Origin of the sequence: Methanobacterium subterraneum (assembly GCF_002813695.1) — an archaeon.
Taxonomy (GTDB): domain Archaea; phylum Methanobacteriota; class Methanobacteria; order Methanobacteriales; family Methanobacteriaceae; genus Methanobacterium; species Methanobacterium subterraneum.
In genome coordinates this window covers 556698-575590 of record NZ_CP017768.1, presented here as the reverse complement: position 1 = coordinate 575590, position 18893 = coordinate 556698, and the positions used below count along the sequence as shown (strand labels likewise).

General features: G+C 35.5%; 12 protein-coding genes. 8 read left to right on the top strand and 4 right to left on the bottom strand.

Annotated features, from left to right (window positions below; genetic code table 11):
• The first annotated feature begins 111 nt into the window (after positions 1–111).
• The 7 genes from BK009_RS02745 (at position 112) to BK009_RS02715 (ending at position 9916) form a co-directional block, all read left to right on the top strand.
• Positions 112–1713 (top strand): hypothetical protein, encoded by a 1602-nt coding sequence (locus BK009_RS02745; RefSeq protein WP_100908957.1) that lies wholly within the window; start codon positions 112–114, stop codon positions 1711–1713.
• A gap of 144 nt (positions 1714–1857) precedes the next feature.
• Positions 1858–2976, top strand: coding sequence for a glycosyltransferase family 2 protein (locus BK009_RS02740; RefSeq protein ID WP_100908956.1), 1119 nt, complete (start codon positions 1858–1860; stop codon positions 2974–2976).
• A gap of 124 nt (positions 2977–3100) precedes the next feature.
• A complete protein-coding gene (locus BK009_RS02735; RefSeq protein WP_100908955.1) occupies positions 3101–4240 on the top strand; it encodes a glycosyltransferase in 1140 nt (379 codons plus the stop codon).
• Between the two features lie 38 nt (positions 4241–4278).
• Positions 4279–5397, top strand: a complete 1119-nt coding sequence (locus tag BK009_RS02730) for a glycosyltransferase family 4 protein (protein WP_100906426.1) — start codon at positions 4279–4281, stop codon at positions 5395–5397.
• Entirely contained in the window at positions 5397–6587 is a 1191-nt protein-coding gene (locus BK009_RS02725; protein ID WP_100908954.1) for a glycosyltransferase family 4 protein, read from the top strand. The genes BK009_RS02730 and BK009_RS02725 overlap by 1 nt, the downstream gene beginning before the upstream one ends.
• 10 nt (positions 6588–6597) lie before the next feature.
• Entirely contained in the window at positions 6598–8718 is a 2121-nt protein-coding gene (locus BK009_RS02720) for a DUF2206 domain-containing protein (protein WP_100908953.1), read from the top strand.
• A 4-nt stretch (positions 8719–8722) separates the two neighbouring features.
• The gene (locus BK009_RS02715; RefSeq protein ID WP_100908952.1) at positions 8723–9916 is read left to right on the top strand and encodes a glycosyltransferase family 4 protein; all 1194 of its coding nucleotides are present in this window, start codon (positions 8723–8725) and stop codon (positions 9914–9916) included.
• 13 nt (positions 9917–9929) lie between these two features.
• On the opposite strand, the gene BK009_RS02710 is transcribed toward BK009_RS02715, so the two are convergent.
• The 4 genes from BK009_RS02710 to BK009_RS02695 all read right to left on the bottom strand — a co-directional run bounded on the left by BK009_RS02710 (position 9930) and on the right by BK009_RS02695 (position 14191).
• The gene (locus BK009_RS02710; RefSeq protein WP_100908951.1) at positions 9930–10964 is read right to left on the bottom strand and encodes a glycosyltransferase family 2 protein; all 1035 of its coding nucleotides are present in this window, start codon (positions 10962–10964) and stop codon (positions 9930–9932) included.
• 23 nt (positions 10965–10987) lie between these two features.
• Positions 10988–12193, bottom strand: a complete 1206-nt coding sequence (locus tag BK009_RS02705; RefSeq protein ID WP_100908950.1) for a glycosyltransferase family 4 protein — start codon at positions 12191–12193, stop codon at positions 10988–10990.
• Positions 12194–12233: 40 nt separating this feature from the next.
• Entirely contained in the window at positions 12234–13283 is a 1050-nt protein-coding gene (locus BK009_RS02700) for a glycosyltransferase family 2 protein (protein WP_100908949.1), read from the bottom strand.
• A 155-nt stretch (positions 13284–13438) separates the two neighbouring features.
• Positions 13439–14191: a glycosyltransferase gene (locus tag BK009_RS02695; protein ID WP_100908948.1), complete on the bottom strand. Its 753-nt coding sequence runs from the start codon at positions 14189–14191 to the stop codon at positions 13439–13441.
• A gap of 816 nt (positions 14192–15007) precedes the next feature.
• Between BK009_RS02695 and BK009_RS02690 the strand changes: the two genes are divergently transcribed.
• Positions 15008–18865 carry a transglutaminase-like domain-containing protein gene (locus tag BK009_RS02690; protein ID WP_100908947.1) on the top strand — a complete coding sequence of 1286 codons (3858 nt, stop codon included), beginning with the start codon at positions 15008–15010 and terminating at the stop codon, positions 18863–18865.
• The last annotated feature ends 28 nt before the right edge of the window (positions 18866–18893 follow it).

Genomic DNA, 18893 nt, shown 5'->3' with positions numbered 1-18893 from the left:
GATAGTCTACCTATTGATTCACAATAATCCCTTTTATGGTGAAAATAATCCCTTTTATGGTAAAAATAATCCCTTTTATGGTAAAAATAATCCCTTTTATGGTGAAAATACATGGATTACACTTCAATCTACAATAAAAGAAATTTAATTCTCTTACCTGCAATAGCTGCTTTTATCATAGCCCTAATCCCCTCCCTAAAATATCAGTGGCCTCTGGGATGGGATATTATATACCATGTTCACTATTCCCAGGTTTACGCCCATAACGGATTCACATTGGCCACCCCACTTTTAAACGCACCTGTCGGTCAAAAAATAGGATATCCTCCTCTTTTCCATTTCCTGATCGCTACCATTGGTACTGGCATGGGAATTGACTTTTTCCAGGTAGCCCGATTCCTGCAATCCATACTAGCAGCATCCATTGTTTTATCAGTTTCTTATGTATCCTACAAATTTTACGGATCCCTGGCAGGATTAGGTGCTGGTTTTCTAATGTTATCCAGCATGCTGGTGGAGCGTATGATCCTAGCCCTACCTGAAAACTTGGCTCTTGTCTTCCTCCCCCTAGCAGTTTACTTCTACTACCGTTCCTTTAAGGATAATCATCTTAAAATAGCAATAATAGGGGGAATATTATTTTTATTGGTTATGGCCACTCACCAGGCAGCTACACTGTGCCTGATACTGGTAATTATCAGCATCACCCTAATGGAATTGATTGTTTACCGGAACCTTAAAGCCTTGGGAAACTTTATATCCTTTTTCATTATTCCCCTAGTCCTAGGGATAGTGGGGATTATTGGCCTCCAGGTCATAGCACCCCAGATTGTGGGAAGTTTATGGCAGCAGGGAATAACTGCCATTATTGGTATGAGCACATCTTTACCTACTAATCGTCCCCTTGGAATTTACAGTTATCTGGGCAACCTGGGAATTATGGTGCTGGTATTTGCAATTATTGGAGGTTTATTTGCGGTGAAAAGACACCAACGTAAAGACTACGTGATTATGAGCTGGATAATTTCCATGATCTTTTTAAGCAACGCTTATTGGTTTGGTGTCAATGTTATCTCCTATCGGGTGCTTATTTACCTACTGATCCCCCTATCTATATTGGGAGGATACGGAATACACATCACATATAATAAACTTAAAGAAAACAGGCATTTTTCATCAAAAAATATGCTAACAACATTTTTTGTAATCATACTTGCACTTCCCATGCTAAGCGCGGTGCTGACAGTTACTGATCTAGATATTGCAGTATACAATGCGAAAAATGAGTTCGGAACTGTGCAGATAGCCCCTCCATCTGATTCAGAAATTGATCTGGCCAATTGGTTCAATGAAAACGGGAATAAAAGTCGCTCCCTGGTGATCTCTAACCAGTTCACAGGGATGTTCCTGGTATCTAAAGCAGGTATGCCTATGAATTATGGTTTTGAGCATTATTCACTTAAAAATCATACTGATACATCATTATTGAGATTAAAAGAGATAAATGTTGGATATCTGGTTTACGATAAGAATCTAGTATTACCTTCAGAAGATAAGAATATACCAATCTATATCCGTAGTATTAACTCGGAGTTTTTCTCATTATATTACTTCAGCAAAAATATTACCACCCATTTTGATGAAATCAAACCAGATTATGCAACCAAGGTATATGAAAATGATAATTTCATTGTATGCACCATAGATTATTAATCATGGGAGATAGTTACTGGTATTAAGGAACCCTCAATCATTAAATATATTGAAAATTACCCAAACATAATATGTGATGAGTATGAATTATATAACATAAAAAACTAAGTTAAATAATCTTTTTAATAATTGTAAAGTGATTCTATGAAAGTTTCTGTTGTTATCCCCGCTCTAAATGAAGAAGGAATTGTGGGCAAAACTGTCCGAACAGTACCCATCAAAAAACTAAATGATATTGGACTTGAAACCGAAATAGTAGTTGTGGATAATGCATCTACTGATAATACCTCTAAAGAAGCTTCTGAAGCTGGAGCGAGGGTTGTTTTAGAAACCAATCGAGGCTATGGTAATGCTTACCTTCGCGGTTTTAAGGAAGCCACAGGCGATATAATGGTAATGGGGGATGCAGATGGAACTTATCCCTTTGATGAAATGGTTGAATTTATTCAACCAATTTTAAATGGTGATGCAGAGTTCGTAATGGGATCAAGATTAAAGGGAGATATACGTCCCGGTGCAATGCCTGCCCTTCACAAATACATTGGTAACCCCTTTCTCACCTGGGTTTTAAACATCCTTTTCCAAACTGGAATATCCGATGCCCACTGTGGTATGCGGGCCATGACCAGAGAAGCTTGGAATAAAATGAACTTAAAAACAACAGGTATGGAATTTGCTTCGGAAATGGTAATAGAAGCATCCCGCCAAAAATTAAGGATTGCTGAAATCCCTATTACCTATTATCCTCGTGAAGGTGAATCAAAACTCAGTTCATTTTCAGATGGATGGAGACATCTACGTTTTATGATGCTCTACAGGCCGGGACCATTCCTATTAATACCCGGAGTTATTGCTCTTATTTTTGGAGCTGCTCTAACCCTGCTGGTATGGTTCCAGGGAATATCAAGAATGCATTCCCTGATTCTGGGTGGTATTTTGTTGTTAACTGGATATCAGTTACTCCTTTCATGGCTTTACTTCGGAGCCTTTGGTGCTGCCTACGGTTATTCCAGTAGCTCGGGAATTAAGAAGAAATTGATGAGTTACCACTCATTAGAGAAAGAACTGCTTTTAGGAGTCATCTTTCTGTTAGGAGGAATAATTCTTGGACTTTATGTCATTTCCAACTGGAGCACTGGAGGATTTGGTGCACTATACCAGGTGCAAACCACAGTGGTGGCCATGATCCTCTCACTACTGGGGATCCAGACCATTTTTTCAGGAATGTTCTTAAGTTTACTGTTGTTAAATAAAGGGGATTAACAATCACCCTTATTTTTTCGAGATAACAGAAATTTTATAATTATTTAATTCATTTGTTTAAATCAGAATAAACTAACTGTCAAGATAAATAATTATTATAACAATTATTTCTGGAGTATTCAACATGAAGATTGCTTATGTCTACGATGCAGCCTATCCATGGGTTAAAGGAGGTGCTGAAAAAAGGATATATGATCTAGCTCTTAGAATGGTTCAACGGGGGCATGAGGTGCACTGCTATTCATGGGGATGGTGGTGGGCTGAAGAAGAAAAGGAGGATATTATCTTTGATGGCATTCACATGCACGGGGTAGGTGAACCTAAAGAACTTTACACCGATAACCGTAGATCAATTAGTGAAGCCATATTATTCTCGGTTAGATTAATACCCAAACTCTGGAAAGAAAATTTTGATGTTGTGGACTGTCAAGGTTTTCCTTTCTTCTCCTGTTTTCCCGCTAAATTTCATTCTATCATGGGTAAATCATTTTTAATTATCACTGCCCTGGAGATCTGGGGTGATTACTGGTATACTTACCTAGGATTCATGGGATTTTTTGGTAAAGCCTTGGAAAAGATAATTTACCGTCTCAGCGATCACATAATCTGCATATCCCCTAAAACTGAAAAGAACCTTCAAGATATTAGAAGAATTAACAGATCAATGGTAATTCCGCCGGGCATCAATTTCAATGAGATAGAACAGGTCCCCCCTAAAAATGAGGAATGGGATTTGATCTTCGCAGGCAGACTTATAAAGGAAAAACGAGTAGATTTACTAATTCGCAGTCTTTCCACTGTTAAAAAAAGCAATCCCGACATAAACTGCCTGATAGTTGGTGATGGTCCTGAAATGGAAAACCTCAAAGGGTTGGCCCGGGACCTGGATCTTTTAAGCAATTTAAAATTTATGGGATTCCTGGAAAATGTTTCAGATCTGTTTGGTTTCATGAAGGCTGCTAAGGTTTTGGTGCTTCCCTCAGAGAGGGAAGGTTTTGGCATGGTTGTAGTAGAAGCCAATGCATGTGGCCTTCCAGTGGTGGTTGTGGAAGGCACAATGAACGCTGCTGTTGATCTGGTACAGGAAGGGGTCAATGGATTTATAACACCCTCCCTTAAAAAAGATATGGAACTTCAAATAAATCAAGCCTTAAAAGAAAGGGATAAACTAAAGACAAAATGTATTGAGTCTGCCAGAAGATATGACTGGAATGAGATTGTGTCCAATCTAGAATGTTATTATCAAAAATCTCTAAATGAGTAAATTAAAGACTTTAGTAAAAAATTGTATTGAGGACTATTATGAAGATACTGCAAACTCCAATCAGGTTTTATCCATTCATTGGAGGGGTTGAAAATTATGTTTATTATCTTTCCCAAGAATTGGTAAAAAAAGGACATCAAATAAGGGTTTTATGTGCTAATGAACCCCAATCAATACCGGAAGAACTAGTTGAGGGCATAGGGGTAAAGAGGATTAATTACATTGGGAAAATAGCCAACACTAATATAACACCAGGGTTACCATGTGCAATAAGTAAAGAAAATTTTGATATTATTCACACTCACATCCCCACTCCCTGGAGTGCTGACTGGAGTTATATGGCATCTAAATTTAAAGATAAACCATTGGTAGTTACTTATCATAATGATATCATTGGAAATGGGGCAGCCCACCATATAGCTAAATTATACAATAATACTGCCCTAAAATTATTATTAAACCATGCCGCAAAAATTATCATCACCCAACCTGATTATTTGCAGTCCTCACCCTATTTAAAGAAATATGAGGATAAAATTGAAGTAATACCCAACGGAGTGGATGTGAATAAATTCAAACCCATGAGTTCGACCAAGGAAGCTAATTCTTTATTTTTCCTAAGTCTTTTAGATGAATTCCACCAGTATAAAGGTTTAGATTATTTATTAAAAGCTTTAGAAATTGTTAAAGGAGAAGTAAATGATGTTAAATTGGTAGTGGGTGGAAAGGGAAAATTACTTGATTATTACAAAAAAATGGCAAATAATCTCGGGCTAGAAAATAATGTGGAATTCCATGGATTTATTCCCCACGAAAAAATAGTAGAATATTATAATAAATGTAGTGTCTTTGTTCTTCCATCCATTTCATCAAAACAGGAAGGTTTTGGAATTGTCGCCCTTGAGGCTCTCTCATGTGAAACTCCAGTAATAAGTACGGATATTGTAGGGGTTTCCGATGATTTAAAGGAGGTTAAAGCGGGAATAATAATTCCACCCAGGGATGTGGAGAAATTAGCACAATCCATTATCGAACTGTTAACCAACCCTGAATTGTCTGAAAAAATGGGAGTAAATGGAAGAAAACTGGTTAAAGAAAAATATACCTGGTTAAAAATTGCTGAAAAGGCTGAAAATCTTTATGAAAAGGTGCTTTAATGAAGATTTGTTTAATATCAAATTTATATCCTCCTAATGTATTGGGCGGTGCTGAAGTAAGTGTGAAAAAAGTTTCAGAAGAATTAGTTAAAAAAGGGCACGAAGTAATTGTCATTACCACCCCTTTCAGTGAAAATGATGTGGAAACTATAAATGGCGTGAAAATTTACCAGGTAAAACCACTAAATATTTACCATATTTATGATCATCCTAATCAATCCATGTTAATTAAACCATTATGGCATATAATTGATTTATGGAATCCTTATGATGAAAGAAACATAAAAAATATATTAAAAACAGAAACCCCCGACATTGTTCATATTCATAACTTCAAAGGAGTATCTCTTTCTTCATTTTCGCCTGCTAAAAGTTTAGGGATTCCCCTGGTTTTCACTGCCCATGACTATTCTCTGATTTGCATGAGGGCCAATTTACTAAATAGTTCTGGAGAAATCTGCCAAACCCCATCGGCACTATGTAAGATTTACAACCAGGTTCAAAAACATCTGGCTAAGAACAAAGTAGACTTATTAATATCACCTTCACAATTCGTCATAAATAAATTAAAATCAAATGGCCTCTTTAAAGATGTTAAATCTAAAAAAATCCCCCTAGGAATTGAATTAGATAATAAAGAAAAATTTGAAAAAAAATACTCAACTACTAATATACTCTATGTGGGCAATTTAGGTGAACATAAAGGTGTGCATGTACTCTTAAATGCCTTTAAAAAGATTAATAATATGAATATACGCCTGGATATTGTTGGGAAAGGATTATGTAGTGAAAAATTAAAGTTAATGTCACAAAATGATAATCGAATTAAATTCCATGATTTCCTTGAGGGAAAAGAACTTCTAAAAATGTATGTACATTCTAATTTAACTGTGGTGCCATCTATATGGTACGATAACTCACCAATGGTTATTTATGAAAGTTTCAGCTACGGAACGCCTGTAATTGGTAGTAAAATTGGAGGAATTCCCGAGCTAATTGAAGATGGATTTAATGGTTACCTGTTTGAAGCAGGTAATGTGAATGAACTCCAGCAACTGTTAGAAACTTTAATTGATTCACCGGAAACCCTGGAAAAATTAGAACAAGGAACATACGAATCTGTGCAAAAGTATACCATGGAAAAGCACATTGAACAGCTAGAAAAAGAATATCAAAAACTTGCTAAATAAGAGGATCCCCATGATTACAGAGATGATAAAGAAGGTACGTGAGAGTGATGTAAATAAATTGATTTTTACATTGTTCTGTTTACTTATTGCAACTGATCTGAGTATATTTTTGAATATACCTATCCTACGAGAAGTTTTGGGAGTTGCATTTTTCAGTACAGTACCCGGACTTTTAATTTTATCCATATTCCAATTGCATAAAATAAAATTCCTTAAAAAAATAGTATTGAGCCTGGCATTGAGCATAGCCTTTCTAATGTTTCTTGGGTTAGGCATAAACTTCATATACCTGGCAAATATCAAACCATTCTCATTAGTTCCACTCTTAGTCTCATTAAATTTGACTATGATAGGCTTAATGTTGATTTCATTAAAGAAAAATAAAGATCTTGCCTTCCATCAATTCTTTAACTGGGAGATGAACTTTGAGAATAAATCAATTTCCCTGGCAATTTTTCCTATTATGTTACCAGTCTTAGCTATCATTGGAACCTTCTTAATGAATAAAATGGAATATAACATTATAATATTGATAATGTTGTTTTTAATCCCATTTTACATGGTTTTTCTTCTAATTTTTAAAAATAAAACACATCCATCCACTTATCCCCTAGCAATATGGTTAATAAGTCTGTCATTGCTTTTACTCAATGGATTAACATCAAATCATATTTTTGGAATTGATGTCCATCATGAATATACCGTATTTAACATCACCTTTTCACAGGCATTCTGGGACGTGGTAAACAATGCCAGCAACGCCTACTACCTCTGTACCAGCATCACAATTCTCCCCACAATATACGCTGTTTTAAGCAATATAAATGGAGAATATATATTCAAGATAATTTATGCATTTATTGGTTCATTAGTTCCTTTAGTAGCCTACCTTACCTTCAATAAATATTTTAAAAATGATAAGGCATTTTTAGCAGCGTTACTTATAGTATTCCAAAATTTCTTCATACTTTCCCTGGGATGTACACGCCAGTTAGTGGCACTTCTGTTCTTCTTTTTGGCTGTTTTCATCCTGTTTGATGAGGAAATGTCCGATAAATGCAGGAAGATATTGCTGATCCTTTCAATATGGACCGTGATAATCTCCCACTATTCCACTGCATACGTGGCATTGGCTCTGTTACTACCCATAATATTATTACCTTTCTTGAAGAGTCTGATGTCCTATTTAAAAAATATTAAAAACAAAAGTATCAATTTCAAAAATTTTGATATTATGGTGCTGATTTTTGCATTTATGCTGGTATGGTACGGTGTTTTTGCAGGAATACAAGTGGATGCAGGTTCGGGATCCGTGGAACAGATCAGCAGCAGCACTGCCTCGGGAATTACTGCTGACTCCCGGGATGCCTCTGTACTGGCTATCTTTGGCATTGGTGTGAAATCAATCCCTAACCTGATGAGTATAATTGCCAATGATCTAATATTTTTAGCTATTTTCATTGGGTTACTGGGAATTACTATAAAATTCAAATATTACCGTGAGAAAATGGATTTTGGCTTTATCTTAGGAATATATCTGTTCATACTGTTACTGATTATGTTCATCATTGTGCCTATGGTATCCAAGCTATTTGGTGCTCCCCGCATATTCCTGCAAAGTTTAATATTTTTGGCCCCGGCCTTTATCATAGGCATGGATGAAGTTGCCAATTTACTTAGAAAGGTTAATTTAAGTTATGTATTATTATTTGTGCTCTTAGTATCCCTCTTTTCATGTAGTACGTATCTGCAGTACTATTTCTATGGAACACCATATTCTCCCCACTACGATAGCAATGGGAAACTTCGTGGTGAATACTTTATATACGATCAGGAGATAACTGGAGCCCAATGGTTAAACAATTCTAAAATAGACCAGAAAATATATACTGATGGTATTGGGCATCAAAGGTTGATGTTAGGGGGTATCCAATTTAATAATATCAGTCAGCAGTTATTTTTGGATAATAAAACTATTCCCCATGGTTATATCTATGAATGGAATGTGAATATTAAAAAGGGTATTGTGTACACTCAGCTGGAAGAAGAAGAAAATATAACCAATTTCCGTAACTTATTTACAGGGAAATTTATCATTTACGATAACGGTTATTCCAGAATATGGGAATGATAACATGAGTCCAGAATCATCCCGCATAGTTTTTATCCACAACACAGCCATGTGGTACCGTAGGCCATTTTTCAGCCTATTATCAGAAATTTACCCTATTAAATTCGTTTTCACCCATTTAGATGTTTCTAAAGAGATATATGATGTGGAAATAGATGATAAAATTGACGGAATGAAAAATGTAGATTATACCATATTGAAAAATTATTTAAGCATTGCTTTTGGGGTTATTAGAGAATCATTAGGAGATTATGATATAATCGTTGGAGGTAGCTGGGACAGTCTCCCGGAGATAATAGAAACCACCCTTTATTTTGTCATTGCAAAATTGAGGAGAAAAAAATTTGTATTATGGACTGAAGATTGGAACTGGAACATCAAAACTACCAAACGGAAACTGGTGAAATTTTTTGCCCGGATCATTGTTAAAAATTCTGATGCCATCATCCTCCCGGGAACCAAACAAAAAGAATGTGTTATGTATTTAGGGGCTTCCCCCTCCAAAGTATTTTTAATGCCCAATGCCAGTAATATTTCACAGACCCCAACTGAAAGTCCCGATAAAATCGTGAAATTAAAAAGTTCCCCTAATATGGTGAATACAAGTAATTTACGTGACCAATATCCTTCTTTTAAAGATAAAAAAATTGTACTGTTTGTTGGACGTTTAGTGAAACAAAAAGGAGTAGACTACTTATTAAACGCGTTTTCTACTTTAAAAAAGGGAATGAATGATGTTGTTCTGGTTATTATAGGTAAAGGAGATTATGAAAAAAAATTAAAAAAAATGGCTGAAGATCTACAAATTGAGAAGGATGTGTACTTTCAGGGCCACGTTGATAATGATCTCCTTAAAAAATATTATGGTCCTAGTGATTTGTGCGTTGTCCCATCCATAACTCATGAAATGGTTGATGCTTGGGCTTTTGTGGTTAATGAGGCTATGTACTATGAAAACCCGGTTATTGCATCAGATGCAGTTGGTTCTGCGTTTGATATGATCAAAAATGGTGAAAACGGTTTCATAGTTCCTGAAAAAGATTCAAAGGCATTGTATAATGCAATGAAAGTTATCCTTTCCAATGATGAATTGCGGGAAAAGATGGGTAAGCGTTCAAAAAAAATAGTAGAAACTGGCTTTTCATATAAAAATATGGTTGAAGGTTTTCAAAATGCAATAAACTTTGTAAAAAAATGAAAAATATAGATTTCTATTTTTTCCAAGCTAACCCTTCTTTGGTACCCCTTAAAATAGGGATAAAAGCCTTTAAATCCCGGTAATAAACTGTGTTAAGTCCTATAGAATACCATAATTTGTAAATAAAAAAGTACACCAAGAATAAACGATACTGGTTTTTTTGCGAATACTTTTTCATGAAAATGAATACATTTCTAGATGTGTAATAACCCGCAGTCTGAGCAGCTTTTTTGGATGTGGATGATGTTTTATGCCATATTTTTGAATTAGGCACAACATATATTTCATATCCTAATTTTCTAGTTCTTACACAGGAATCCATGTCTTCGTAGTACAGAAAGTATTCATGATCCAGAAATTTTCCCATTTCCAGGATCAATTCCTTTTTAATTAACATTAAACAACCCGATACACAGTCAACATTTGTTATTTTATCATACTGACCTTCATCTAATTCTGTATGACCAATGGAAACAATTTCGCCCCTTGACCATTTTATACTAAATCCCACAGTCTGAATTTCACTGGGACGATCATAGGAATAAATTTTCGGACCCACCAGACCTATTTTAGGGTCTGATTCAGTGGTTTTAAGTAATGGACCTATCAAATCTTTATCAACAGTAGTATCATTATTTAAAAGCATTAAGTAATCAGTGGTGAGATTGTTAAGGGCAAAATCTATTCCTATATTGTTTCCATCGGCAAAACCATGATTTTTATCAGTTTTAAGAAGATAAAGATTCAGGGATTCAGCACTAACCTTGGAAGATATCTCTTCTTCATCAACATCATCTTTATAAAATTCAATTAGATTAATTGGTTTGTTAAGGGGATTATACCTGAAAAATGGTGACTCGGTTTCAAGGTTTCCACTGCAATAATCCCTGATCTTTTCCACTGAATCATCCTGTGATCCATTGTCCACCACAATTACATTGTAATTTTCATAATCAATGGCATAGAGTGACTCCAGACATTCCAGGGTATCTTCCCAGCCATTCCAATTTAAAATTATAATGGAAACATGAGGGTCAGTACTATTCATTTTCAATTCTCCAACTTATGTAACTATTTGCTATTTTTAGCCCGTTTTAAATGCCAATCCAATCTTTTCCCTGCCTCAGCAAGTGTCCAGTAATTTCGGACTAATTCCACTGAATTCTTGGAATACTCGTATCTTTTATTCTCATCCTGCAGTAATTCTTTTACAGCACTGGAAAATAGTTCTTCGTCTCTTTCTGTGAGTAGGCCAGTTTTGTTATGGATTACGGTTTCTCTAACTCCTCCCTCTTTAACTGCAACTACTGGTGTCCCACAGGCCATAGATTCCAGTGGTACCAGTCCAAATGGTTCAAGGTGGGGGGAATAGAGAATAAGTTGGGCCTGGTTATAAAGTTCAACCAATCTATCATCATCAATTAAAGTTAAAATTTCCATATCAACATCTAAACTTTCTGCAAGTTCTTCAAGATATTGTTTCCAGTCATTATCACCATTATTCGCAATTAAAACAAATTTAGGGCGGATTCCTGGATCTATGTATGCTAAAGACTTGATTATAAAATCATGACCTTTCATCGAGATATAGCTTCCCACGGATAAGACCATATTTTTTTTCAGAACTTCAACTGGTTTGAAAAGTTCAGTATTTATTCCCAGATAACAAACATAAGAATTAATTCCATATGTTTTTAAAATGGACTCTCTAGAGAAGTAGGAATTGGCCAATGTGTATTTAGCAGATTCTGCTAATTTTTTATCAATAGCTACAAAACGATTATCAATGTAACGGTAAACCAGTCCCTTAAGGGAATCCTTAATACCAGACTTATTTTTAGCAATTTTTTTAAGAATAGCTTCATCATGCCTTAAAGGTTGCTGACAATAGTATACAAACGGTTTTTTAATATATTTGAGTATAAAGGGAGTCATGGAATATTGATCCTGTTCGCAGAATACAACATCGTAATCTCCTCCATTGATTTCATCGGCTATTAATTTCTGAGCATTATCAAGATTACTCAACTCACCCACTGGTAGACGATACCTCATAAAAGATAACAAGAAACTGGAAATGTTCTTATGAACTGGATAAACTTTAACATGGGTAGCAATTTCTTTCAGGGGTAAATACTCCTCGTTAGCCGTGGATGGAATAAAAACATCCACAATATTACCAGAATTGATTAAATATTTGACATGATCATATAACGCTCTTTTAGCCCCTCCTGAGGGCAAATTGTGAAAAACTGCAATTTTTAGTCTTTGTTCCATCTAATTCCTCGTAAATAATATTATTCCATTACTAACTATTTTACACCTTAATATCAGTTGAATTATCAGAAAGGATTATTCCATTAAAAAAACCCTTAAGATATGCATAACTCATCTTCAAATCACGTTTAAATATCAACTGGCAGATTGATTTAGATAATGTTACTGCCAGTATAAATATTGAAAAGCGGAGGAATTCTCTACGGGTATTATTTTTTTTCACGAAATAAATTCGGTTCCGGGTAAAGTAATACATTTTAAATGGAGTATCACTGGATGCCCCGTACTTATGCCATATTTTAGATTTGAAGGCATAAACTGATTTATAACCATGTTTACGTCCTCTGAAACACCAATCTGCATCTTCCCAGTACATGAAATAGGTAGGATCCAACATTCCAATCTTTTCTATTACTTCCCTGGAGCATAGTATACATGTACCACCAATATAATCCGGTTCCAAGAAGTGATCAAACTGGCCTTCATCCAACTGGTGGTAGGCAATTTCATCCACTTCACCATATTTTAAGTCTACTTTAGCCCCACCTGCAACTTGTAAAGTATTTTTATCATTGTAGATATAGACTTTGGGCCCGACGAAACCAACATTGTCGTTATTTTTTGCCACATCCACTAGTTCGGTTAAAAAATCTTTATCCACAACGGTATCATTGTTTAACAGTAACACATACTCAATATCCAAGTTTTTCAGTGCATGTTTTATTCCAATATTATTTCCCCAGGCAAACCCGTAGTTTTTATCGTTTTTTATAAGGGTTAACTTCTCCTGGGAATTAATCGAATTGATGTTATCCATTTGAGGGAGTTTCGTATTTTCAACTTCGGTGTTGGTATATTTAAAAATCTTTATGGGATTTTTATCCTGATAATTAAAAAAAGTAGAATCAACTTTTATTTTACCAGCACAGTAATCTTCTATTTTTTCTATTGAAATATCTTCAGAATTATTGTCAATTACTATTACATCGTATTCAGGGTATTTAATTTGATATACTGATTCAAGACACTCCAATGTGTCTTTCCATCCATTCCAGTTTAGGATTATGATTGCAACACGTGGAAAACTCATTATTTCACTGTTCTCTAATTATGCGGTGACTTAATCTAAAATTTTGATAGCATTAGATAATCTTTGAATAGATAATCATTGTTTAATTCTTAATCTGTTTATTCTCCTTAAAAATATGGTTAAAATATGTTAATTTATAGTTAATTGAAGTAAAACTATTTTTCACTTTGGTAAATTTTTTGAAAAATAGCCAATAATTTCTTTTTAACATATGGTCTTTTCTTCTGGATATAAAGAGGGTAAAAAGATGTCCATCCGCCCATTGTAGTGAAAATAAATCTATGATATTTTTTATGCTTTTTCAATATATTTCCCAGGGTAGTGTAATATTTATCGGACATGGAATTCCCTGGAGAACTATGATAGACCTCTGAAGGTATTACAAAAACATTAAGCCCCATATTAATGGCACTTAAACAGTAATCAGCAGCATACAAGTGCCAGTCATCACATACTTCCTCGTCAAATTTTAATATATCAAAAACTGACTTGGGAATTATAAAAAGACACTCGTCCACTGTTTGTACCTTTTGAGGAGTTTCTATATGGTTATCAGAAATCCTTCGTGGAGGAGAGCCCTGTTTTATGTTTGATATTTTTTCATCCTCATCCCAGGGGGATACACCGGCAACACCGGCAACACCCAAGTTATCCAAAGAATTTAATGTGCTCTCTGTATTTTTCAGCCATTCATCGGATTTTAAATCTATATCCTGATGAACGAACATCATATAACTGCCGTTAGCTTTTTTTGCACCCTGGTTCAGAGCTTCAGCAGCTGATTTAAAATGATTATTGGTGTTGTCCATTAAAATCAGTTCATAATCTAATGACTGTGTTTTTAAGCTTTTTAGAAGGAGTTTGTCCAAAATTTCTTGATTATTATATACACACACTACTGTTATCATTGAAGATTACCTTGAGAATTTCTAATTTACTAAACTTTCATTATTTTTGGTTATAAACTTTTTATTATCCGATAATTGTACTTGTTTTCATAATTATCTGGTTATATTTAGTTTTATATAATGAGAATATATGAAAATCTATATGAACCTATAAAATAACAAATGCATTCTAGGATTTAATATAATTATGGGATTGACTTGTATTTAATTTAAAAATAAGTTTCATTTGCATAACAAAAATATTTTAAATTATTTTTTTGAGGTTATTTTGGATGAAAAACAATCCAATGGTTAATTTCATTTGTTTTTAGGAATTTTGTCTTTATGAATTGTTTGAGTAGTTCTTATTATACTAATATGATTAAAATAATCTCAATCACAATTTAATGTTGTTTTGTTTAATATTGATTGAATTTCGTTATTGATAAAAGATTATATGGGGTCTGAAAAATGAAAATAGGTTTTAAAAGAGTTTCAATTATAGAAATAGACACCCATCCTAGGAAACTTACCTAAGACAACATTGTTCCCCTTTAAAGAAGTTCTAAATAGAGAAATAAGACCTATAGCGATTTTTTCAATGTTTGTGAAACAAAAATTATATATATATGGCAAATTTTAATGTATATTAATGTTTAATAATTGAAATTAAGACATAAATGAACGTTTCATATATTATGATATTCATTGTTTAAATATTCATTAAATTAATGTTACTAAAAAAATTATTTTGCGATGTAAAATGAGTTAAATAAAACTAATCATGGGGGGTTCCATATAAACCTTAAACTATTATGTGTTGTATTTCTATGTTTCATGGCATTGGTTAGTTTGAATGGTATTTATGCAGCTGAGGATGGTCAGAATTTAACCTCAAATATTAACACAACCATTACTGATACCACAAATATTACCCCCACCCAGTCAACTTCTTCAGAAGACAACCAAGAATATGATAACTATCAGGCTGCAGGAGAAGGATCACCCTCTTTTACCAACGAACAGATCACTCAATCAGCTATAGACGTTGAAAAATTCCTGGAAGGAAACAAATACCTACCAGAATACATCACCATCAACGGAATCAAAGTAAACCAAGCCACATTTCTTCAACTAATAACCACCATCACCCTTAAAATCAACAAAACAGACACCACAACCACCCCATTAATAAACGTAAACCAACCTGGAACAGGCACTGAAACAACCACACCCGGAACACTCACAAAAAATGAATACCTACAACTAGCCCAAAACATCCTAACATACATCAACACCAACAAAAAAGCACCAGCCACTATGAACACAGTTTTAGGAAACATAAAATTTGAGTCATTACTGTACATGTACTCTCGCGCCCTAAACATGGATGAAACCTACGGAGCACTGCCCACATTCCTAGCAGTGCGACCCTGGAACAACATACCCATAACCGACACCAACAAAAAAACCATAACCACACAAGACATCACCAACACCGCCACAGAAGTCAAAAACTTCCTAGAATACCACAAATACCTACCAGAATACATCAACATCAACGGAATCGTAGTAAACCAAGCCACCTTCCTCCAACTACTCACACAAACCACCCTCAAAATAAACAACAACGACAACACACCACTAAACCTCACCAACACCAAAACACCCACCACCGGAACCGAAACAACCACACCCGGAACACTCACAAAAAACGAATACCTACAACTAGCCCAAAACATCCTAACATACATCAACACCAACAAAAAAGCACCAGCCACCATCACCAGCAGCCTAGGAAACATAAAATTTGAGTCATTACTGTACATGTACTCTCGCGCCCTAAACATGCATAAAACCTACGGAGCACTACCCACATTCCTAGCAATACGACCATGGAACAACATACCCATAACCGACACCAACAAAAAAACCATAACCACACAAGACATCACCAACACCGCCACAGAAGTCAAAAACTTCCTAGAATACCACAAAAAACTACCAGAATACATCACCATCAACGGAATCGTAGTAAACCAAGCCACCTTCCTCCAACTACTCACACAAACCACCCTCAAAATAAACAACAACGACAACACACCACTAAACCTCACCAACACCAAAACACCCACACCCGGAACCGAAACAACCACACCCGGAACACTCACAAAAAACGAATACCTACAACTAGCCCAAAACATCCTAACATACATCAACACCAACAAAAAAGCACCAGCCACCATCACCAGCAGCCTAGGAAACATAAAATTTGAGTCATTACTGTACATGTACTCTCGCGCCCTAAACATGCATAAAACCTACGGAGCACTACCCACATTCCTAGCAATACGACCATGGAACAACATACCCATAACCGACACCAACAAAAAAACCATAACCACACAAGACATCACCAACACCGCCACAGAAGTCAAAAACTTCCTAGAATACCACAAAAAACTACCAGAATACATCACCATCAACGGAATCGTAGTAAACCAAGCCACCTTCCTCCAACTACTCACACAAACCACCCTCAAAATAAACAACAACGACAACACACCACTAAACCTCACCAACACCAAAACACCCACACCCGGAACCGAAACAACCACACCCGGAACACTCACAAAAAACGAATACCTACAACTAGCCCAAAACATCCTAACATACATCAACACCAACAAAAAAGCACCAGCCACCATCACCAGCAGCCTAGGAAACATAAAATTCCAATCCGCACTCTACATGTACTGCCGCGTGCTAAATAATTACAAAGATAATGGAGTTTTACCACAACTGGTAACTGTCCGCCCATGGTCTACTTCTAATATTCCTATCCGTGATGAGTTTTTCACCATACAGCAGATCACTAAAACAGCCATTGAAGTGAAAAACTTCCTGGAAGGAAACAAATACCTGCCAGAGTACATCACCGTCAACGGAGTAATGATGAACCAATCACAATTCATCTACCTTATCACCACCGCCACCATCCACATCAACACTGGCAATACCTCACCAATAACCCTAATAACTGCTAAAGTACCCACAACTAGCACTGAAAAGGTAAGTGGGGGAAGTATATTGGTAGATGAATACTTAACCATTGCAAAAAATATCAGAAATTATATTATTAGCAATAAAAAGGCACCCAGCCTTGTTTCCACCTCACTGGGACAAATGAGTTATCAAGCCACACTATACATGTACTGTCGGATACTCAACCAGTACAACTCAATTAAGGATTTACCCATTATGGTTAATGTAAAACCGTGGAAAACATCGAATATACCTATTTATGATAAAGCTACTTTCACTATTGCAGAGATAACCCAATCCGCTGTGGAAATCAAAATATTTGTGGATGGAAAAGGTTACCTGCCTGAATGGATAACTGTAGGTGGTGTTTATCTTAATCAAACCCAATTCCTACACCTACTAACTGGGGCCACAATTTTCATCAGTAGTTCAAATTTCAGATCTGTCACCCCTGTTAATGCAGTTCTACCTTCCACAACAGTTACTGATACCTTTACTTCAAATAATATGAGTAAATATAGTTATTTGCAGTTGGCTCAGAGTATTAAGGCTTACATTGAGCAAAATAAAAAAGGGCCAGCTAGTATGGCTATTTCTTCGGGAGTTGTTAGTTTCAAATCCCTCATATACATGTACAGTCGCGTACTGCAACAGTATAAGCTACACCAATCTTTACCTGGGACCATAAATCTGAAAAAATGGTCCTCACAAAACATACCAATCTATGATGATTACTTTTCCCATCAAGAAATCGCCACCACCGCCATGCAAGTGAAGATATTTGCTGAAGGGAATTTGATACTGCCTACTTTAATTACTATAAGTGGTGTGGTGGTGAATCAGGCACAATTCTTGGACCTTTTAACCCAGGCGGCAATAAAAATTAAAAACAATGACAATTCAGTCATCTACCTCCAGAAAGTAAACTTACCAACGTATAACTATGAAAATATGATTTCTGGAAATATGGCCTTAAATGACATTTTAATACTTGCTCAAAGGATTAAATCATATATTGACACTAATCGAATAGCTGAGGGTAGTTTTTCAAGTAGTCTAGGTGACATCAGCTTCACTTCACAAATATATCTTTTCAGTCGATTGATGGATTATTATAACTCCAAAAAAACATTACCATCATCAATTACAAACATAAAACCGTGGGCTTTGATGGTTTACAAGTTACCTGCTGGTTTTGAGGTTTATCTTAAGCCCAGTAATCATTGTAATTCTAATGATCCCCTAATCATTGATCTGGCTAAGAGAATAACAGTGGGGGCAGTTACACCTTATGATAAGGCTCTGCATATCTTCAACTGGGTTCGGGATTTAGTAGAGTATGAATTTTATTATAATACTGCTAAAGGAGCTTATCAAACTTTGAATACCATGGGAGGTAACTGTTGTGATATTTCCCATGCAATAGTTGCACTATGCCGGGCATCGGGCCTGGCTGCCAGATATGTGCATGGAGATTGTTTCTTCACATACAGCCAAACATGGTGCGGGCATGTATGGGCCCAGATATATGTAAACAGTGGCTGGGTAACTGCTGATGGCTCCAATAATTACAATGAGTTTGGTGTCATTGACAACTGGGATACTGGTTCTTACAAATTAAAAGGCATTTACTCCAGTTTGCCGTTTTAGGAAGTTAATAACGATGTTGCGAGTTACT